Source organism: Streptomyces sp. NPDC051563 (assembly GCF_044454225.1).
Classification (GTDB): Bacteria; Actinomycetota; Actinomycetes; order Streptomycetales; family Streptomycetaceae; genus Streptomyces.
Genome location: NZ_JBITDL010000020.1, coordinates 44,536 through 64,289, shown reverse-complemented (window position 1 = coordinate 64,289; position 19,754 = coordinate 44,536). Strand labels below are relative to the sequence as shown.

General features: G+C 70.6%; 19 protein-coding genes. 10 read left to right on the top strand and 9 right to left on the bottom strand.

What is annotated here, in order from left to right; genetic code table 11:
* Positions 1-115 precede the first annotated feature (115 nt).
* Positions 116-346: a hypothetical protein gene (locus tag ACIA8F_RS24195; protein WP_399381723.1), complete on the top strand. Its 231-nt coding sequence runs from the start codon at positions 116-118 to the stop codon at positions 344-346.
* A 235-nt stretch (positions 347-581) separates the two neighbouring features.
* On the opposite strand, the gene ACIA8F_RS24190 is transcribed toward ACIA8F_RS24195, so the two are convergent.
* From ACIA8F_RS24190 to ACIA8F_RS24180, 3 genes are all read right to left on the bottom strand, one after another.
* Positions 582-1,208, bottom strand: coding sequence for a bifunctional 4-hydroxy-2-oxoglutarate aldolase/2-dehydro-3-deoxy-phosphogluconate aldolase (locus ACIA8F_RS24190; protein WP_399381722.1), 627 nt, complete (start codon positions 1,206-1,208; stop codon positions 582-584).
* A gap of 48 nt (positions 1,209-1,256) precedes the next feature.
* On the bottom strand, positions 1,257-2,867 hold the full coding sequence (locus tag ACIA8F_RS24185) for an amidohydrolase family protein (protein ID WP_399381720.1): 1,611 nt from the start codon (positions 2,865-2,867) through the stop codon (positions 1,257-1,259).
* A gap of 67 nt (positions 2,868-2,934) precedes the next feature.
* A complete protein-coding gene (locus tag ACIA8F_RS24180; RefSeq protein WP_399381718.1) occupies positions 2,935-4,239 on the bottom strand; it encodes an amino acid deaminase in 1,305 nt (434 codons plus the stop codon).
* 148 nt (positions 4,240-4,387) lie between these two features.
* Here ACIA8F_RS24180 and ACIA8F_RS24175 point away from each other — a divergent pair, with 148 nt between their 5' ends.
* The 4 genes from ACIA8F_RS24175 to ACIA8F_RS24160 all read left to right on the top strand — a co-directional run bounded on the left by ACIA8F_RS24175 (position 4,388) and on the right by ACIA8F_RS24160 (position 8,369).
* Positions 4,388-5,500 (top strand): sugar kinase, encoded by a 1,113-nt coding sequence (locus ACIA8F_RS24175; protein WP_399381863.1) that lies wholly within the window; start codon positions 4,388-4,390, stop codon positions 5,498-5,500.
* Positions 5,497-6,270 (top strand): IclR family transcriptional regulator, encoded by a 774-nt coding sequence (locus tag ACIA8F_RS24170; protein ID WP_399381716.1) that lies wholly within the window; start codon positions 5,497-5,499, stop codon positions 6,268-6,270. The genes ACIA8F_RS24175 and ACIA8F_RS24170 overlap by 4 nt, the downstream gene beginning before the upstream one ends.
* On the top strand, positions 6,267-6,695 hold the full coding sequence (locus tag ACIA8F_RS24165; RefSeq protein WP_399381714.1) for a RidA family protein: 429 nt from the start codon (positions 6,267-6,269) through the stop codon (positions 6,693-6,695). Before ACIA8F_RS24170 ends, ACIA8F_RS24165 begins: the two co-directional genes overlap by 4 nt.
* 204 nt (positions 6,696-6,899) lie before the next feature.
* Entirely contained in the window at positions 6,900-8,369 is a 1,470-nt protein-coding gene (locus ACIA8F_RS24160) for a GntP family permease (RefSeq protein ID WP_399381712.1), read from the top strand.
* Positions 8,370-8,609: 240 nt separating this feature from the next.
* On the opposite strand, the gene ACIA8F_RS24155 is transcribed toward ACIA8F_RS24160, so the two are convergent.
* Together ACIA8F_RS24155 and ACIA8F_RS24150 are read right to left on the bottom strand one after the other, a co-directional pair.
* Positions 8,610-9,005 carry an SH3 domain-containing protein gene (locus tag ACIA8F_RS24155; protein WP_399381710.1) on the bottom strand — a complete coding sequence of 132 codons (396 nt, stop codon included), beginning with the start codon at positions 9,003-9,005 and terminating at the stop codon, positions 8,610-8,612.
* Positions 9,006-9,083: 78 nt separating this feature from the next.
* Positions 9,084-10,106, bottom strand: a complete 1,023-nt coding sequence (locus ACIA8F_RS24150) for a helix-turn-helix domain-containing protein (protein ID WP_399381709.1) — start codon at positions 10,104-10,106, stop codon at positions 9,084-9,086.
* A gap of 277 nt (positions 10,107-10,383) precedes the next feature.
* On the opposite strand from ACIA8F_RS24150, the gene ACIA8F_RS24145 reads away from it, so the two are divergent.
* Positions 10,384-10,668, top strand: a complete 285-nt coding sequence (locus ACIA8F_RS24145) for a hypothetical protein (RefSeq protein WP_399381707.1) — start codon at positions 10,384-10,386, stop codon at positions 10,666-10,668.
* A gap of 440 nt (positions 10,669-11,108) precedes the next feature.
* Here ACIA8F_RS24145 and ACIA8F_RS24140 read toward each other — a convergent pair whose 3' ends face one another.
* From ACIA8F_RS24140 to ACIA8F_RS24130, 3 genes are all read right to left on the bottom strand, one after another.
* On the bottom strand, positions 11,109-12,632 hold the full coding sequence (locus tag ACIA8F_RS24140; protein WP_399381706.1) for an MFS transporter: 1,524 nt from the start codon (positions 12,630-12,632) through the stop codon (positions 11,109-11,111).
* 130 nt (positions 12,633-12,762) lie between these two features.
* Positions 12,763-12,969, bottom strand: a complete 207-nt coding sequence (locus ACIA8F_RS24135; protein ID WP_399381704.1) for a hypothetical protein — start codon at positions 12,967-12,969, stop codon at positions 12,763-12,765.
* Positions 12,970-13,190: 221 nt separating this feature from the next.
* Positions 13,191-14,933, bottom strand: coding sequence for an alpha/beta hydrolase (locus ACIA8F_RS24130; RefSeq protein WP_399381702.1), 1,743 nt, complete (start codon positions 14,931-14,933; stop codon positions 13,191-13,193).
* A gap of 101 nt (positions 14,934-15,034) precedes the next feature.
* Here ACIA8F_RS24130 and ACIA8F_RS24125 point away from each other — a divergent pair, with 101 nt between their 5' ends.
* The 4 genes from ACIA8F_RS24125 to ACIA8F_RS24110 all read left to right on the top strand — a co-directional run bounded on the left by ACIA8F_RS24125 (position 15,035) and on the right by ACIA8F_RS24110 (position 18,175).
* Positions 15,035-16,057 carry a TerD family protein gene (locus ACIA8F_RS24125; RefSeq protein WP_399381700.1) on the top strand — a complete coding sequence of 341 codons (1,023 nt, stop codon included), beginning with the start codon at positions 15,035-15,037 and terminating at the stop codon, positions 16,055-16,057.
* Positions 16,058-16,804: 747 nt separating this feature from the next.
* Positions 16,805-17,368 (top strand): transglycosylase SLT domain-containing protein, encoded by a 564-nt coding sequence (locus tag ACIA8F_RS24120; protein WP_399381698.1) that lies wholly within the window; start codon positions 16,805-16,807, stop codon positions 17,366-17,368.
* 166 nt (positions 17,369-17,534) lie between these two features.
* Entirely contained in the window at positions 17,535-17,804 is a 270-nt protein-coding gene (locus tag ACIA8F_RS24115; protein WP_399381697.1) for a hypothetical protein, read from the top strand.
* A 2-nt stretch (positions 17,805-17,806) separates the two neighbouring features.
* The gene (locus tag ACIA8F_RS24110; RefSeq protein ID WP_399381862.1) at positions 17,807-18,175 is read left to right on the top strand and encodes a fic family toxin-antitoxin system, toxin component; all 369 of its coding nucleotides are present in this window, start codon (positions 17,807-17,809) and stop codon (positions 18,173-18,175) included.
* 98 nt (positions 18,176-18,273) lie between these two features.
* Here the strand turns inward: ACIA8F_RS24110 and ACIA8F_RS24105 are convergent, their stop codons facing one another.
* Positions 18,274-19,671 carry an MFS transporter gene (locus ACIA8F_RS24105; protein ID WP_399381695.1) on the bottom strand — a complete coding sequence of 466 codons (1,398 nt, stop codon included), beginning with the start codon at positions 19,669-19,671 and terminating at the stop codon, positions 18,274-18,276.
* Between the last annotated feature and the right edge of the window lie 83 nt (positions 19,672-19,754).

Genomic DNA, 19,754 nt, shown 5'->3' with positions numbered 1-19,754 from the left:
CCATCCGTATGCCTGGGCTCCACGCGGCTCAGAGGGTGTTTCAACCCGGCCTGTGTGTGGCGATGTTCATACCCCTCGCCAGGTTCGGGTTGATTCGTGCCAGAAGAAACGGTGAATGGAGAAGAAGCCCATGCAACGCGGCAACCAGTCCATGGTTCTCATCTGCGCCTACATCGTCTCGATCTCCGGAGGAATCGCAGCCGTGGGTGGAGTTGTGGCCATTTTGTCCTTCGGGGGAACTCCGCCTGTGTATGGATTGGTGGTGGCCATGATCGTGCTGACACTGCTGGCTGTTCGGTACATCCGCCGGGCCGATCGCGGGCATCGGCCTGAGCGCACTTCATAGAGAAACGTCGACACGTGTCCGGGGTTCGTGAGCATCCCAGGGCTCGTTCGTCGATCCCCCCTTCGGCGGCGGTGTGCTGGTGGGCCCGCACGATCGTGGAGTCGATCGCGACCAGCCTGGTCCACCTCGCCCCCGGTCTGGGCGGCGGCCAGGAGGCAGGCCCGCCGGCCCGGGCATCGCCCGGCACTCGGGTGTGGCTGAAGGCGTATGCCCGTACGGCCCTCGCGCCGTCACCTCACTCGCACGCGGAGCAGCAGGGGCCCGCGAGCTGGGTGAAGAGAGCGGCGAGGTCGGCGGGGTCCGCCGGGAGCCCGTTGCCGACGCCGACCGCGGTGGCACCGGCGTCCAGCCAGGGCTGGAGGGCGTCGGGGCGTATGCCGCCCGTGGGGATGATGAGGGAGTCCGGCAGTACGGCCTTCAGCGAGCGGATGAACTGGGGTCCGCCCACGTGGGCGGGGAAGACCTTGGCGGCGCCGGCCGCGCGGACCGCGGCGGCCACCTCTCCGGGGGTGAACCCGCCTTCGATGAAGACCGCGTCGCGCTCCCCGGCCGTCTTGCGTACCTCGGGCGCCGGGTAGGGGGAGATGAGGAAGGCGGCTCCGGCGTCGAGGGCGGTGTGCGCCTGTTCCGCCGTGGAGACGGTGCCGACTCCGATCGCGGCGGGGCGGCCCCGGTGGTCGGTCAGGGAGACGGTCCGGGCCAGGGCCTCGTCCCAGCCCGGGGTGGTGGTCGTCAGCTCGACGGCGCGACAGCCCGCCGCGAGCAGAGCGGTGGTCTGGCGTACGGCCTCGTCGGCGTCGGCGTTGCGCAGCACGGGCAGCAGGCGCTGCGCGGCGATGACGGCGTAGGGGTGGCAGTTCACGGGGGACTCCGGGTTCGTCGGGTGGGAACGGGGGTGGGGCGTAGGGGCTCAGTCCGTGCGGCGGATCGACCTGCCGGCGAGCTGCTGCGTGCGCTTGCCGTGCTCGATCACGAAGCGGCCGTCGATCAGGACGTGGGGAATGCCGTACGGGAGGGTGCGCGGAGCCTCGAAGGAGGATCCGGCCGCGACCGTGCCGGGGTCGAAGAGGACCAGGTCGGCGCGGTAGCCCTCGCGGACCAGCCCCCGGTCGGGCAGCCGCAGGCGGGCCGCGGGGCGGGAGGTCATGTGGGCGACGCACTCCTCCAGGGAGAGTTCCCCGAGCTCCCGGACGTACTTCCCCAGGTACTGGGGAAAGGTGCCGTAGGCGCGCGGGTGGGGCTTGTAGCCCTGGAGGATGCCGTCCGAACCGGCCGTGTGGGCGCGGTGCTTCATGATGCGGCGGACGTTGTCCTCGTGTCCGACGTGCTGCAGGATCGTGGTTCCGAGGCGGTCGCCGATCAGCAGCCGCCGGGCCGTGGTCCACGGCGCCTCGCCGCGCATCCGGGCCGACTCCGCGATGGTCTTTCCGACGCAGGAGGCGAGCCCGGGGTCGGAGACGCCGGAGATCTCGATCGTCTCCCATTCCATGGGGACGCCGTGGCAGCCGTCGGATCCGACCTCCTCCAGATCGTGCCGGATGCGCTCGGCCGTCACATCGTCCGCGAGGCGTTCCAGCAGTGCCTGGGGCCCTCCCTCGTTCGCCCAGCTCGGGAGCGTCGCGACGAGCGTGGTGCAGCCGGGCGTGTAGGGGTACGTGTCCAAGGTGATGTCCGCGCCCTGGTCCAGCGCCCGGTCCAGGAGAGCGAGCAGGTCGGGTGCCTTGCCCTTGTTCACGCCGAAGTTCATGGTGGCGTGGGCCAGGTGGAGCGCGCAGCCGGCCTCGCGGGTCAGGTCGACCATCTCCTGGTAGGCCTGGAGGGCGCCGGCCCCGTAGGACCGGTGGTGGGGGCAGTAGTAGCCGTCGTACGCGGCCACCACCCGGCACAGCTCCGTGAGCTCGCCGTCCTTCGCGTACATGCCCGGGGTGTAGGTGAGGCCGGAGGACATGCCGACGGCGCCCTGCTGGAGGCCTTCGGCGACCAGTTGGCGCATCCGGTCCAGCTCGTGCGGGGTGGGGTCACGGTCTTCCCAGCCCATGGCGTGCATGCGGACGGTGCCCTGTGGGACGAGGTAGGCGGCGTTGACGGCGATGCCCTGTCCGTCGAAGCCGCGGTCGAGGCGGTCGAGGTACTCGCCGACGGTCCGCCAGTCGAAGTCGATGTCCCCGCCGTCGCCGTTCCAGCCGGTGATGGCCTGGCGGACCTCGGCGAGGGTCCGGTCGTCGGCCGGCGCGTAGGACAGGCCGTCCTGGCCCAGGACTTCCAGCGTGACGCCCTGCGCGACCTTGGCGCTGTGGTCGGGGTCCCGTAGCAGGGCGAGGTCGCTGTGGGCGTGCATGTCGATGAAGCCGGGTGCCAGGGCGAGTCCGTCGGCGTCGACGGTCCTGCGGGCCGAGGGCCTGGGACCGTCCCCCTCCGTCCGGATCTCCTGGATGCGGCCGTCCCGAAGGGCTACGTCGGCGCGGTAGGAGGCCGTGCCCGTGCCGTCGACGACGCGGGCGTTGCGGATGACCAGGTCCATGAGGGCGCTGCTCCTGAGTGTGGGGTCGGGGTTCGGGTGTCCGGCGGGCGGGCGCGGGGGCCGGGCGTCAGAAGTAGGTGCGTACGAAGTCCCGCACCGTGCCGTCCTGCTCCACGACCGGGATCAGCTGCCACTTGTCGAAGGAGGTGCACGGGTGGGACAACCCCAGTCCCAGCCAGTCACCGACCTCCAGTTCGGCCTCCGGCGCGGTGGTCAGCCAGCCGTGCTGGTCGGAGAGGGCGGACAGGGTGATTCCCGTCGCGTCCCGCAGTTCGCCGCTCCGGCCGGAGCGCACCACCTGGACCTCGGGCAGGTCCAGGTCGTACGCGGCGTCACGCTTGCCCGCGTTGACGAACGCCTGCTCCGGGGAAGGCCGTGAGACCACCTGGGTCCACAGGCGGAAGGCGGGTTCGAGGCGGCCCTCCTCGGGCACCCGGTTGAAGGGGGTCACGCGCCGGTAGTGGCCGACGTCGTGGGAGAGGTACGCACCCGAGCGCAGCACCTTGAGGGCCGGCGCGGACAGTTCGGGCACCTCGGCGAACACCTCGGCCACCGCGTCGAACCAGGCGGAGCCGCCCGCACTGATCAGGATCTCGTCCAGGGAGGCGAAACGGCCCGCGGCGTCGAAGTCGGCGAGCAGCGCGACGAGGCGGCGCAGCCACGCCCGGACCTTCGCCGGGTCGGCATCCGGTACCTCGCCCTCGTAGCCGCTCACGCCGACCAGGCGCAGGGTCCGGGTGGCGGCCACCGCGTCGGCGACGGCCGCGCAGCCGGCTTCCGTGCGGGCGCCCGTGCGGGCGCCGGCGCCCGCACCGAGTTCGACCACGACGTCGACGGGGCGGACGCCGCCGACCCCACGCAGGGCCTCGTCCATCAGCTCGACACCGCGCACGGAGTCCACGTAGCAGACGAAGCGGAACGACGGATGGGCGTCCAGCTCACGGGAGATCCAGCGCAGCGCGGGCGCGTCGACGACCTCGTTGGCCAGCAGTACCCGCTCGACGCCGAAGGCGCGCGCCACCCGTACCTGGTGGGGGACTGCGAGGGACACGCCCCAGGCCCCCCGCTCGATCTGGCGGGCGAAGAGGGCGGGTGCCATGGAGGTCTTGCCGTGGGGGGCGAAGACGAGTCCGTGCCGGTCGGTGTAGGCCGCCATGAGGTCCAGGTTGTGCTCGACGCGTTCGGCGGAGAGGGCGATGACGGGAGTGGTGAATCCGCCGGTGAAGAGGTTACGGCCCTGGGCGGCCAGTTCGCCGACGGTCAGGCCCTGCGCGTCCGGCGGCAGCCCCTTGAAGCGGAAGCCGACGTGCTCGTCGGCGAGTGCGGCAGGTGCCGTGATCCGCGCGGTCCGGTCGGTGTGCTCGGCAGTCATGCGGCTCTCCCTGGTCCCAAATGACCGGCGTTGCATCCTCTGCAACGGCCATTGCGTATCTTGCTACTAGATGCCTAACATCCCGATCAACGCCAGGTCAACAGGACCGGCGAACCCGGCATACAACGCAAAGGAGTCCAGCGTGTCCATAACCCCGGCGGGTGGTCGGGCCTCCACCGTTGACGTGACCTGCCTCGGCGAGTCGATGGTCGTGCTGCGGCCCACGACCCCCGGCCCGCTTCGCGATGTGGCCGCATTCACCAAGGGGTTCGGCGGCGCCGAGTCGAACGTGGCGTGCGGCGTGGCCGGCGCCGGGCACCGTGCCCGCTGGGTCGGCCGGGTCGGGGCGGACGGCTTCGGCGAGTACCTGGTGCGCGAGATGGCCGCCCGGGGCGTCGACACGGCGCACGTGACACGGGACCAGAAGCGCCCGACCGGGATCTACTTCCGCACCGTCGGCGAGCGCGCCACCGGGGCCCCGTCCGAGCCGGAGCAGGACCTGGCCGAGGTCGCCTACTACCGGGAGTCCTCCGCGGCGGCCACCATGTCCCCCGACACGGTGGACACCGCCCTGCTGGACGCCACCGGGATCCTGCACCTGACCGGCATCACCGCCGCGCTCTCACCCGACTGCCTGGACCTCCTGCGGGTCCTGACCGCCCCGCGGCCCGGCCGCCCCCGCATCTCCTTCGACGTCAACTACCGGATGAACCTGTGGCCCGACACCGCGGAGGCCGGTCCGGTACTGCTCGAACTCGCCCGCCGCAGCGACCTCGTGTTCGTCGGCGCCGACGAGGCCGAGGCCCTGTGGGGCACCGACGGCGGCACGGAGGCGGTGCGCCGCCTGCTGCCCGAGCCGGAGGTCCTCGTGGTCAAGCAGGGCGCCGGCGGCGCCGCCGTCTTCGCCCACACGGCGCCGGGCGGACCGGACCGGGTGGCCCACGAACCGGCGCCCACCGTCGACATCGTCGCCTCCGTCGGCGCCGGCGATGCCTTCGCCGCCGGATTCCTCTCCGCCGAGCTGCGCCAACTGCCCGTGCCGGAGCGGATACGCCACGGTCACCTCGCGGCCGCGGCCGTCCTGACCAGTCCCGAGGACCTCGCCCCGCCCCCCGCGCGGGAACTGGCCGACCACCTGGCCGCACTGGACCCCCGGGCCTGGAGCGCGCTGCACCTCACGGCCGGCTGGGCTGCTCCCCGCCCCGCGGGCGACGCGGTGGCGGGCACCGCGCCCGGCGACGTACGGACGGCGTCGTCATGAGCCAGTCCGTCGACCGCGCGCTGAGCATCCTCCCGCTGCTTGCAGAGGGCCCCGCCGATCTCGGCCGCGTCGCCGGCCACCTGGACGTCCACAAGTCCACGGCGCTGCGGCTGCTGCGCACCCTGCGCGACCACGGACTCGTGTACCGCCAGGACGACCAGTGCTACCGGCTCGGGGCCCGGCTGTTCGCCCTCGCCCAGGGCGCGATGGAGCAGCTGGACGTCCGCGAGATCGCCCATCCGCACCTCGTCGCGCTGAACGACCGGATCGGCCACACCGTCCACCTCGCCGTGCACGAAGAGGGCGAGGTCATCTACATCGACAAGATCGAATCCCGCTACCCGGTGCGCATGTACTCGCGGATCGGCAGGCCGGTCGCGATCACCGTGGCGGCCGTCGCGAAACTGCTGCTCGCCGATCTGCCCGAGGCGGAGCGCACGGCCCTCGCCGAGAAGCTCGACTACCCCATGTACACGCCGCGTTCGACACCGGACGCCGTCACCTTCCTGAAGGAGCTGGCGACCGTCCGTGAACAGGGCTGGGCCGCCGACCTCGGCGGCCACCAGGAAACCATCAACTGCATCGGCGCCCCCATCCGGGGCGCGGACGGCCGCGTGATCGCGGCGATGTCGGTGTCCGCACCGGCCGCCGTCCTGCCGCAGCGCGAACTGCTCGGACTCCTCCCGCTCCTGCGGGCGGCGGCCGAAGCCGTTGGCCTCGACTGCGCCGGCGGAACCCACCCCCAGAAAGAAGAACGGCACACACCATGAACGACACCACCCGCACCCAGGCGAAGACCGCGATCACCCCCGCCACGCACACCGTGCCGCCCGCGAAGTTCTCGCACGGCGTGCGCAAGGGCAACATGCTCCAGGTCGCGGGCCAGGTCGGCTTCCTGCCCGCCGTGGCGGGTCAGGCGCCGACCCCGGCGGGCCCCACCCTGCGCGAGCAGACGCTGCAGACCTTCGCCAACGTCCTGGCGATCCTCGAAGAGGGCGGTGCCGGCTGGGACGACGTGATGATGATGCGCGTCTACCTCACCGACGTGGACCACTTCGCGGAGATGAACGCCCTTTACAACGCCTACTTCGAGGAGCAGGGCCTCACCGCCCCGCCGGCCGCGCGTACGACGGTGTACGTCGGCCTGCCCGCGGGACTGCTCATCGAGATCGACGCGCTGGCCGTCCTCGGCTGACCCCTCTTTCGTCCGCCCGGCTCCTCCCCGTACCGCCCCCCGGCCGGGCGGCCGCCGTCGCGCAGCGGCCCCGGCCGTCGCGGCACGGCACCGCCCGGCCACCGGCCTCCGGCATCACGACCGACCCCACCGTGAATCCGCCGTGCCCGCCCCACGCTCCTTTCACCGGGTCCGGCTCCCACCCATGCGAACAACGGAGTTCCCATGTTGTCTGTCGCCGCCACACCCCCGCAGACACCCCACACCGGGGGTCTCCTGACGCTCATCGGCGGTACGGGCGGTCTCCTGACCGTCGCCGCCCTCGGCATCGCCCTCCTCCTCGTCCTGATCATCAAGGTCCGTCTGCAGCCCTTCGTGGCCCTGCTCGCGGTCTCCATCGCGGTCGGTCTGGGCGCGGGCCTCTCGGTCACCGAACTCTTCGGCACCGTGCAGAAGTCCGCGGCCGTCTCGATGATCGAGAGCGGCATGGGCGGCATACTCGGGCACGTCGCGATCATCATCGGTCTCGGCACCATGCTCGGCGCGATCCTCGAGGTCTCGGGCGGTGCCGAGGTCCTCTCCGGCCGTCTCCTGAACCTCTTCGGGGAGAAGCGCGCGCCCCTGGCCATGGGGCTCACCGGCCTGATCTTCGGCATCCCGGTCTTCTTCGACGTCGGCATCTTCGTCCTCGCACCGATCGTCTACGCGGCCGCCAAGCGCTCCGGAAAATCGATCCTGCTCTACGCGATGCCGCTGCTGGCCGCCCTCTCGATGACCCACGCCTTCCTGCCTCCGCACCCCGGACCGGTCGCCGCCGCAGGGCTGTTCAAGGTCTCCCTCGGCTGGATCATCGTGATGGGCATCGTCTGCGGCGTGCCGGCCGTGCTCGCCGCCTGGGCTTACGCCGGCTGGATCGGCAAGCGCGTCTTCGTGCCCGTACCGCAGGACATGGTCGAGGCCGCCGACGAGGCCAAGGCCGCGGTCGCCGCCGAACAGCGCGCCGCCGAACTCACCCCGCGCGAGGATCCGGTCTCACTGGCCACCGTGCTGCTCATCATCGGCACCCCGCTCCTGCTGATCCTGGCCGCCACCTTCTCCTCGATCATGCTCGACCCGTCGACCCTGCGGTCCGTCATCGAGTTCTTCGGCAACCCCTTCGTGGCACTGACGATCGCCCTGCTGATGGCGTACTACCTGCTCGGCATCCGCCGCGGCTGGTCGCGCAAGTCGCTGGAGACCGTTTCCACCGCCTCCCTCAAGCCCGTCGGCAACATCCTGCTCGTGGTCGGCGCCGGCGGTGTCTTCGGCGCGGTCCTGAAGGGGTCCGGCATCGCGGCCGCGCTGGCGGACACCTTCGACGGGATGGGCCTGCCGGTGATCGTGCTGGCCTACCTGATCTCGGTGGTCCTGCGCGTGGCCCAGGGCTCCGCGACCGTCGCGATCGTCGCGACGGCGGGCATCGTGGTCCCGCTCGTCGAGGGCAGCGGCCATTCGCAGCCCTTCCTCGCCCTGGTCATCATGGCGATCTCGGCGGGCTCCATCTTCGCCTCCCACGTCAACGACGGCGGGTTCTGGATGGTCTCGAAGTACTTCGGGATCTCCGAGCGCGACACGCTCAAGTCCTGGACCGTACTGGAATCCGTCCTGTCGGTGGCCGGATTCGCCGTGGCAGCAGCCCTCAGCATCGTCGTCTGACCAGGGCCGACCCCCTCCAACGATCCGCCGCGCAACCCGCGGCCCCGTAGCCCGCCGACCTCAAACAGGGGCGCAGGCGCCCAGTCGGCGCGGGACGCAGCCCATGGCACGGCCCGCCGTCGAGCCGATGAAGCCCGCCCCGGGAACGTCCTGGGACGGGCTTCGAATTCGTTCCTGCGATCGCGGCGCACGGCGGTGTCCGTACACCGGGTTTGAGCAGGGTCGGGGTGACGTGGCCTGTCAGCAGTGCTGGGTGGCGCCGCGCGTCCCGTTGGGGTTCGTGGTGAGGTTGGCGTCGGAGATCCATCCCTCGGTGTTGGTGTTGGCGATGCGCGCCCACGTCCAGGTGTTGCCGTAGTCGTTGGTGATGAAGCAGTGGTAGTACAGGTAGGTCCCGTTGTACGTCTGACCACTGTTCGAGCAGGACGAGTAGGGGCCGGCCTTCAGGGCGTAGGTGCCGGTGGAGTAGCCCGCACCGCTGTCCTTGTTGCTGTGGCCCCAGCCGCTGCAACTCACCGTCGCGGCTGCGTTGCCCGGAGCTGCCGCTCCCAGAGTCGCGGCCCCCGCCAGGCCGATCGCGGCGAGGGAAGCACCCAGTGTCCGACGTACCTTGTGGGAAAGGGGCGAGACTGTCATCAGGCATTCTCCTGAGAACGCCGGGGAGCTGATCTCCCCGCTCGTCGGCAATCCTGTACGGCCGGGCTCGGAAGGTCGTTAGCTGCTGGTGCCCACTGCTTGGCTTTGCGTGCCCGCTGCCCTGTGCGCGGGTGTCCCGGAGAGCGCGAGGGCGCGGTATTCGCTGGGCGGGATCCCGTAGGCGGTGCGGAAGGAGCGGGTGAAGTCAGCGGGACGCCGGAACCCCCAGCGGGCCGCTATGGAGTGGATGGTGCGGGACGCCTGTGCGGGGTCTGCCAAGTCGTGGCAGCAGCGCTCCAGGCGCCGACTCCGAACAAAAGCGCCGATCGTCATGCTCTGTTGCGCGAAGAGCCGGTGTACTTGGCGCAGGGAGATCTGGTGGGCCGCAGCGATGATGCGGGGGCTGAGCTCCGGCGCCCCCAGATTCGCTTCGATGAAGGCACGTACGCTCAGGAGCAGTGTCTGCTGCCGGTCTTCGGGTGGAATCGCCGAAGCCCGGTCCAGGTGGTGGGCCAGGAACATCGTGACCAGTTCCCTGGCGACCGATTCGAGCCGGATTCCCTCGTGCGGCTGAAGGCTCTGAGCCTGGGCGGCCAACTGAACCAGGAACCCGGACAGGAGCGCACCGGTGCCACTCCCACCCGGCAGGGCAGTGGCCAAGAGCCCCTCCACCTTGCGCGAGGGCAGGTGCACCGTCGAGCGGGGCAGGTCGATGGTGATCGCGCGCACTGCCGCCTGCTGTGCGGGGAACTGCACATCGAAGCTGTGCGAGGAGTCGTACAGCATCAAGTCGCCGGCGCTCAGCACGGTGTCGCGACCGCAGTGCGACAGCCGACGGCTCCCTCGCAGGCTCAGCGTCAGGTGGTAGAAATCCGGATCGGAACGCCGGACCAACCTCTGCGAGCGACGCACGCGCATCGAAGGGTGCGAAAGAACGGATACACGGGCGGCCCCCATCTGCAGTTGCCTGATCGTGGTGCGGAAGTCGTGTACATGGTCGCTGGTGACGACCGCCGGCTCCGAAGAATCCGAGATCATGTCGGACCACCATGCGAACCGGTCACCGACCGGAAGATCCTCACTGCGAAGCAGAGTCTCCATTGACTGAACATGTCCCGGAGTGATGGCTTCAGTCATGCACCTGCCGGATCGCGAGTACTCGGCCCGCTCACCATCCTGCGGGTGACGACGACCGAACTGGCCCGATTCCTGGGCGGGTGCCAGGTCCAGGGCCTTTGATCATTCGCGCGCCGGTACCGCCGCAGCCCGTCTGCTCACGCCCCGTCGATGCGGTCGAGGAGTGCTTTGGCGCTGCGGGTAAGGCCTCCCGGCCGCCGCCGGGGAAGCCCTCAACTCGGGGTACGGCCACATCGTCGAGATGCGCGCGGTCGAGGCCGTCCTGGGTGACGGGACGGTTCCGGGCCCGGTGTACTTCGACACGGCTCCGGCGGGGGAGGGGGCGCGTCTCCCAATCGACCAGCTGACCAAGACCGCCATGGTCGCCGCGGTACGGGCGGCCCGCCGGCTGGAGGTCACCGCCGAGCGGATCGGCTACTGGGCCGCCCGCGGCGCCGCCAACGACCCCGACACGAAGCGGGCCGCCGCCCAACTCGGCCTCAACGAGGACGCCACCCGCAAGCTGCTGGCACGCCCCTACCGCTGACCACGCCGATCGGGGCGAAGGAGCCGGCCCGTCCGGACCTACGTGCGAAGGAAGACCCGGACGAGCTCCACCCACCGGCCTCCCAGGACGGCGCCCCAGTACGCGGCGGCCACGCAGGTCGGGGAAAACGGAAGCCTGGTGTGACGCTGTGTCCCCCGGCGGAGCCGATGCCGGCCCAGGCCGCCGACGCGATCGGGCCGACGCATCTGCTGGAGGCAAGGCGGATCTGATGGGTGCTGAGCACGGACGGGACGATCGGTCTCCGGGCGGGATCCGGGACGAGTTTCGGCTCGAGTGCGACGGTCAGTTCCGGCTGGCAGAACTTCCTGGGCGGTGCGGGTCAGGGCCGGTTGTACTCCGCCGACATCGGCGGTGACGGAAACAAGGACCTCCTCGTCCACGGCACGGACGGCAACATGCGCCCACGGTGGCGAACGGCCTCAGACGTGGACGACAGGGGTGGCGGCCTCGTCGACGGGGTGGATCCGTGGTGCGCCCCTCCGGTAGAGGACGAAGGTAACGAGCAGGCCCGCGGCGAAGAACCCGGCGGACCACCAGTAGGCGGTGGAGTAGCTGTGCAGCTGGGCCTGTGCCAGGGCGTCGGGGGTGGGCTTCCTGCCGGTCAGGTAGCTGGTTGCGGCGCTGGTGGCGAGGGTGTTGAGCAGAGCCGTGCCGATGGAGCCGCCGACCTGTTGGCTGGTGTTGACCATCGCGGACGCGACGCCCGCGTCGTGTGCGGCGACGCCGGAGGTTGCCAGGCTCATTCCCGGGGCGAAGATCAGGCCGAGGCCCAGTCCCATGACGAGCAGCGGGAACAGGACGTGCGGTACGTAGGAGCTGGTGAGGTCGAGCTGGGTCATCCAGACCATGCCGGCCGCCGCGAGTCCCATGCCGGTGGGCACGATCGGCTTGGCCCCGAACCGCGGCACCAGGATGTTGGTGGTGATCACGGAGGTGACGACCATCACGGCGACCATCGGGAGGAAGGCCAGGCCGGTCTTGACCGGCGTGTAATGGAGGGATTGCTGGAGGTAGTAGGTCAGGAACAGGAAGACGCCGAACATGCCCGCGCCGGAGATGAACATCGCGAGGAACGAGGCCCCCCGGTCGCGGTCGAGGATCACGCGCAGCGGCAGCAAGGGGTGTTCGGCCCTGGTCTGCCACCAGGCGAACGCGGCGAGCAGGATCGCGCCGACGGCCAGGAACCCCCAGGTCTGCACCGAACTCCAGCTGTTCGTCTCGGCGTTGGAGAACCCGTATACGACGCAGAACAGGCCCGCGGAGACCAGCACCGTGCCGGGGACGTCGAGTTTGGGCCGGTCGGCCGGAGCGCCGGGCTGCAGCAGCCGGACAGCGCCCGCGAAGGCGACGACGGCGATGATGAGGTTGACGTAGAGGCACCAGCGCCAGTCCAGGTACTCGGTGAGCAGCCCGCCCAGGAGCAGGCCCACCGCACCGCCCGCGCCGGCGATCGCACCGTAGATGCCGAAGGCCTTCGCCCGTTCCTTGGGGTCGGTGAAGGTGGTGGTCAGGAGGGACAGCGCGGCGGGCGCGAGCAGGGCGCCGAAGACGCCTTGCAGGGCACGGGCCGAGACCAGCATCCCGAAGCTGGTCGCGGCGCCGCCGAGCGCGGAGGCCAGGGCGAAGCCGACCAGGCCGATGAGGAAGACGCGCTTGCGCCCGATGAGGTCGGCGACACGGCCGCCGAGGAGCAGGAGCGAGCCGAACGCCAGCGCGTAGGCCGTGACGATCCACTGCCGGTTGCCGTCGCTGAAGCCGAGGTCGGCCTGGGCGGAAGGCAAGGCGATGTTCACGATCGTCGCGTCGAGCACCACCATGAGCTGCGCCAGCCCGATGACGCCCAGCACCCACCATCGGTGCGAGGGATGACCTGCGGACGGACCGCGTCGGCGACGGACGCCCAGCTCGTCGGCACGTGCGGTGGGCTCTCCGGTGAAAGCCATGCAGGATCTCCTTGCGTCAACACATTTCCCCGCATTTCCCCCGTATTACGCTAAACGGAGGACGTGTCTCACGCCACGCGGGGCGATCACGCCCGGGGGGCGGGCCAGGTTCGCCGCGCGCCATGGCTGCTCAGGAGCGGGCGCCCGGCCCCGGTATCGCGCTCCCCGTGCCGGCGCCCGGCCGGCACGGAGAGCGCGTACGTGAGTCCTGTGCGGCCTGGGCTGAGGTGGCCTGCTGCCACTCGGTGATGTAGACGTCGAAGATGGTCCTTAGGTGGTGGCCGATCTCGTCGTGCAGTCCGATGGCGCCGAGCCTCCGGCCGGTGCAGCCGAACACACGTCACCGACCCGATCGTCATCTCCTTCACAGTGCCGTTCCTGGCCTCCGGCCTCCGTACCCACTCCGCTCCTCGGGACCTCAGGACCTGTCGCCGCCGTCGCCGCCGACCGCGGTACGGCCTCAGGCCGGCTCCGTGAGAACTCCTTCCGTGCGGGAGGAGTGAGGCCGGCCGTCCCCCGGGCCGTGCGGAACATCGGTCGCCGGATGGCGCAGGCCGCTCAGTACGGTGTGGGAGCTGCCGCGAGGTGGGTGCGCAGTCGGTCGGTGTCCTGCTGGGTCCATTGCTGTGGGGGCAGGAGCGCGGCCCAGCCGTCGACCGCCCCGGTGCCGTAGCAGTGGCCGTGGGGGGCCTGGACTCCGTAGGAGACGGCCATGTCGACGGTCGTCTGCCAGAAGGTGACGAACGGGAACCACTTGATGTGCGGGGTGATGTCCGGTCCGAGCGGAGCACTGAGCCACCGCGGGCGTTTGAGGAGGAGATCCGGAGACCACCAGACGATCGGGTCCGAGGCGTTCTGGAGTACGACCGCGCGCGGCTGCGCCCAGCGGGCCTCGGGCCGTGCCAGGTCGGCGGTGGGGAACTGGGCGACCCTGATGTTGTGTCCGTCGCGGAACTCCGGCCGCCACACCGGGCTGCCGGCGTCGCGGTGTTCACGCATTTCCCGGGCGATCGGGGAGAAGTTGGGCACACCGCTGAGCAGCGCCCCGTCGGTGGTGGCGAGCAGTGCCTCGGCGGTGCCGAAGGAGTCCTCGATGGCGTAGGCGCCGAGGCTCTCGCCGGTGACCACGAACTTCGGCCGCTTGCCGGCGGGCAGGCCGGCGATCTCCGTCCGGACGGCTTGGACCAGGGCCCGGGTGGCCTTGCCCGCCTTCTCCTTGTCGACCAGGAACGATACCCAGCTGGGCAGGTAGGAGTACTGCACGCCGACGATCGCGGTGTCCCCGCCGTAGAGGTACTCCAGGGATTCCGCGACCGTCGGGTCGATCCAGCCCGAGCCGGTGGTGCCGGCCACCGCGAGGACCTTGCGGCCGAAGGCCCCTGTGCGGTGCAGTTCCCGTACGGCCAGCTGGGCCTGGGCCTGGAAGGGATCGTCGTCCTGGAAGAACTGTGGGGCCGAGGAGCTGACGTAGACGCGCACCGGATCCTTCGCCGGGCTGCCGGTGAAGAAGTTGATCTCCTCGCGGTCGAGGACCGATCCGGTGAAGTTGCGGCCCTGGAATCCAAGGTCGTCCCAGTTCATGAGGGAGCCGGGGCCTCCGGACACGAGAGGGGAGTCCGGTCTGCGGATCCCGTTCTTGGTACCGCTGTTGGTGGCTTCGGCGATCCGGTCGGCCACGTCGATGACGCCCCGCTCGAAGACCACGTCCCTGATGGCCGTCGACACCACGACGGCGCTGACGAGAAGCCCGATGACGACCGCGACGGGCCGGGGGAGTGCCCGGCCGAGCCATCGGATGAACCTGCTCGACGCGAGGCGCACCGAGCGGGCGGCCAGCAGGATCAGCAGCCAGGTCGCGACCGCCAGCAGCGCAATCATCGGCGTGTGCCAGGTCAGGGCGGGCGACAGCCCCTGCAAGGACCGCAACTCGCGTTGCATGTGAGCGCTTTCCGAGATCAGCCAGACGGAGAGGACCGGACTCAGAATCCAGTACGCGATCCAGCACCGGGCCCGTGCGCGGTCCCCGGGGCGCCTCTTGACGAACAGGCGGAACAGCGAGCTCAGCAACGTGCCGACGGCATACCCGATGGCCGCCGTAATCCCTCCGATCACGCCCTGCAGCAGCCACGGCCGCGGCACGAGGGAAGGGGTCAGCGAGGCCCAGAAGAAGACCGTGGCCAGACACAACGCGAAGAGGTCCGGCCACCGGCGAACCAGGTACGACTCGTCGGGGCGCTTCCAGTAGGGCTGCGCCACGAAGCGCCTGCCCAGTTCCTCGACGGTCCGACCCAGGGTGCGCATTCACCCACGGTAGACGGGCCCGGACGGCAATCCGGGCAACCAGGACACCCCGCCGGAAGCGGCCGAGGCGAAGACGGTGCACAAGTGGTGACCGTGACGCCGTGTGGCCCGGCCGGTGTCGACCGATCTGGCGAGTAGCCGCACTCCTCCGAGGCCGCGTCCTGGGCGCGCACAACGCGCGCTTCGACTACGGCTTCTTCGCCCACGAGTTCGCGGGCGCACGTTCCACCGCCCCGGCCGAACGGAGGCTGTGCACGCCGGCCCTCAACCGCCAGGTGGCACCTGCGACACCGAACCTGAAACTCGGCACGCCGGCCGGGCACTACGGTGTGCGCCAGAAACGGGCACACGACGCACTGGACGACGCACTCGTACTCTCCGGCATACTCCGCGGCTTCCGGCTCGCCGCCGAGCACCTCGGCCTGGCACTACCGCTGCTCGCCCGCCGGCCTCCCGGGGAGCACGAGCCGAACGTCCCGAAAACGCGGTGCGCCTTCCGTAGTCCGGGACGGCTGACACCGGGCGCGCTGCTCGTCCAGGGGATGAAGATCGCGACCACCGGCGGCACCCGGGCATCGCGCCAAGAACTGGTCACACGGTGGGTGGCGGCCGGTCTGGACATGATGAACTCCGTCAGCGCCCGGACGAGCGTCGTGGTCACGAACCACCCGGCAGCCGGATCCGGCAAGCTCCGCCGAGCCGTCGTAGCCTTCGCGGCGGACCGGCACGAGCAGGTCCTCGGGGACGAGGACTTCGTCTTCTACGGCGCACCAGAACATCCGGACGGCACCATCGAACCCACGACGGAGGGACCGACCGAGCAAGCGGTCAGCGCCGGCCTCGACGTACTGCCGACCGACGTCCACAAAGTGGTCATCGCCGCCTCCATCGACGGGGCAACGACCTTCGGGGACGTGGGAGCCAAAGAGGTCTCGGCCACCCAGGGCGTCGGTGAAGCCTCAGCCGTACAAGCCACCCCGGACGCCGGCACCACCGAACGCACCATGCTCCTCGCCGAGCTGTACCGACGCGGTGCCGGCTGGCGCATGCGCGCCGTAGGACAGGGCTACGACCACGGCCTCGCCGATCTGGCCCGCCACTACGGGGTCGACATCACGTACTGACCACCAACCGGAGCGGACGGGCATCCGCTCCCTTCCTTTCCTTCCGCGAATCAGCGGTCGGGCCCGGCGAGCGGGGGAAGGGCCAGGTTGCGCGGGGGTGAAGCCGGCGCCGAATCCCCCCGATAGGACATCTTTGCGAGACCGGTCTTCACCAGTACCTGCCCGTTCATGAGCCGAGTCCGTGGGGTGCCCCTTTTCCGACCGTACTGCTTTCCCCTCCCTGCGTACCGCAGCGGCCGTGGCCGCCGGCGTCCTCCTTGCGGTAGGAGTTCCCGCGGCCAGCGCCGCAGCCCCGCACGCCGTGGCCGGGGGCGTCGACCTCGCGGTCTCCACGGTGCAGTCGACGGCCGTTCCCGGGACCCCGACCGTCCAGCCGAGGTGCTGAGCCTGCTATGAGGGCGGAGGGCCGAAGCCGGCGGGACGGATGATGTCCTCGGCCTCGGCCCCGGCGCGCGGGCACCGGTCGACCGGGATCGGGTGACTCCCAGCACAAGGTCGTAGGTCACTTACGAAGCGGCCTAGGAGGGTGACGTTGTCCCCTTCGCAGGCCACGGGCCTTGGGGAACATGAGCCGGCAGGGCATCGCGGTTCCGGTCCGCAGCTTTATCCACTAAGCGGGGTCGTACCTCACGGCTTTGCGGCGAGATCTGCCCGCCGCTCACACTTGTTCCCGTTGCACAGTGCCGCAGATCCCGGATCCGAGCGGCTCCCTTCCGCGGGTCCCGCCATCCGAAGAGGTCATTCCGTATGTCCGTAACCAGTACGCCGGGGCACGGTCGCCGTCCGAAGAACGCGAACGTGCTCTCCATCGCCGCCGTGGCTACGCTCGGCGCCGCCGCGCTCGTGCTTTCCCTCACCCCGGCCGGCGGCAGCGGTGCCGACACGGGTGCGGCGGCCGACCGTACCCCGACCGTGCGGCAGGACGCCACGGACCAGCGGGCCACGGGGTCGCAAGGCACCGAGCAAGCCGCCGGGCAAACCCCGGCCCCCGGCGACAACCTCAACGGATGGATCAAGGAATCGCTCGCGATCATGAAGCAGCACGGCATTCCGGGTTCGTACCACGGGCTGTACAAGAACATCATGCGTGAGTCCAGCGGCAATCCCCGGGCGATCAACAACTGGGACGTCAACGCCAAGAACGGCGTCCCCTCCATCGGCCTGCTCCAGGTCATCCGCCCGACCTTCCAGGCCTACCACGTGCCCGGCACGGCGGATTCCCAGTACAACCCGGTCGCCAACATCGTGGCCGCGGCCCACTACGCCGCCGCACGCTACGGCTCGATCGACAACGTCAACAGCGCCTACTGAGCCAACGCCAACGCCGAGGCCGACGCAGGGGCCTGAAGGTCACTCAGGGCGCACCGCGCCCCGGCGCGAGCACGCCGCTCAACCAGGTACGCACAGAGTTCTCTCCGGATGGAGGGTGGACCGCGGAACTCTGGCTGGTTGGCTACCACCCTGCTACCTTGCGTGGATGAGCAGCACGAAGAAGCAGACCCAGCTACGGCTGGAGCCCGAAGTACTGGAAGCCGGGAAAGGCGCAGCGGCAGCCCGCGGTCTGGACTTCAATCAGTACGTGCAGCGCCTGATCACCGAGGACACCACCGGCTCCCGAGCCGCCGGCATGGCCGCCGCCCAGCGCCTGCTCGATACCCACGGGGCGTTCCTGCAGGACCTCGAGGACCAGCTGGACGCACAGCACGCCCCGCCCACCTCGGGTGAGGGCCGGGGCGCCGCTGCGTGAGCATGTCCCTGCACGTCGACCTGACCTGGATCCTGGAACTCGCCGAACGCGCCGGTCACCGTGACCCCGCACCCGAGGACCTCGGCGTCCCCATCGGCGCGGTGGCCCGACACCGCGCCGAACTCCTCGAACAGCCCGTCTACGACAGCCCCTGTGCCCGCGCCGCCGCCCTCGTCCACACCCTGGGCCGTTGCCGCTGGCTGGAACGCTCCAACCTCACCGTCGCCTGCGCAGCCGCCGTGATGTACCTCAACGCCAGCGGCATCCCCGCAGACCCCACCCGCGAACAGCTCACCGCCCTCGCCCACGCACTGTACGAACCCCGCTGCACCATCGCCCGCATCACCGAACTCCTCCACACCTGGAGCTGAACGGGTCTTCGCCGTCGGGCCAGGAGCTCGTGGACCGGGGCATGTGCCGCGTCCCTCGTCGACCATGGACGTCCGGGGCGCACGGTCCGCGGCTCCCGCTACGCGCTGTCCGCACCCACCTGCCGGCCCCGACGGCCACGGGTGATGCCCCATGCCGCCAGTGCCGCCGCCAGACCCGTGAGCGCGAGGCCGGCCCAGGTGGTGGCCTCCCGGAACTCAGCGGTCTGGTGGGGGTTCCAGCCGGATCCGGCGATGTCGCCGGTGAAGAGCGCCGCGAGGATCGTCCCGCTGACGGCGATGCCGATTCCGGCGGTGACTTCGCCGGCGGTGTCGACCAGCGCGGCTCCCATGGTGGTGCGGTTTCCAGGGAGGCCGCGCATGACGTTGGTTCCGGCGACGACGCCCACCACCCGCATGCCGGCAGAGACGAGCACCAGCGCCAGCACGACCCACACGTAGGCGAAACGGCCCAGCAGCCCGTAGACGGCGAGCCCGCACACAACGGCTCCGGCGCTCAGCCAGGCGGCCCTGTCGAGACCGACGCGCGCCACCAGCGGACCGATGGCCGCGCCGCCGGCGATGAGTACGACGACCTGTGGCAGCATGCCCAGCGCTGCCTCGGCGGGTGTCCAGCCCCAGTCGAGCTGGAGCTGGAGCGTCACGAGGTAGCCGAGGCCGGCGGTCGCGAGCCCCGAGGCGGCCTTGAACGCCAGACCGCTCGAGACGAGCGGGCGGGCGACGAGCCGGAGGTCGAGCAGGGGATGGCGGGCGGCCCGCTCGCGCACGACGAACAGCACCGCCGTCACGACGGCCGCGCCCGTGGCCAGCCAAGGCAGTGCCGACGCGGCGCCGGTGTCGGCGAACAGCGTCGGAGCGAGCAGTGCGAGGACGATCGCGGCCGTGCCGAGCAGCGCACCCGCGCCGTCGAACGGGTCCCGGTGCAGTTCGTCCGCGCGGTCGGCGGGAATACCGCGCCGGATTCCGAGGTACGCGAGCGCGGCGATCGGCACGTTCACCAGCAGCAGGACCTGCCACGGGGCGACGGCGAGGACGAAGCCGCCCGCCGTCGGCCCGAGCGCGGGCCCGACCAGCCCCACGGTCGAGACGAGCGTCGTCGCACGGACCCGAAGCCCGTCCTCGTCGAACAGCCGGAAGGCCAGGGCGAGGGAGCCCGGCGTCGTCATCGCGGCCGCCAGGCCCATCACGGCACGGACCGCGATGAGCTGCTGCGCGCTCGTCACGAAAGCGGTTGCCAGGCTCGCGGCACCGAGGAGCACCAGCCCGGCCAGCATGATCCGGCGGCGCCCAACCCGGTCCGCCAACGCCCCGAGGGCCAGCATGAACCCGCCGAAGACGACCGCGTACACGCCCGTGATCCACTGCAACACGGTCGTCGACGCCGACAGCTCGCGGCCGATGGTCGGCAACGCGACGTTGAGGATCGAGTTGTCGAGCATCTCGAACAAGAACACCGCGGACAGCCCGGCGAGGGCCACCCACGCTTCACGCAGGGACTGGGGTGATCGTAGGGGCCGTGTGGTCAGGAAGCCTTCGGCCGGAGCTCCGACGGCTCCATCGC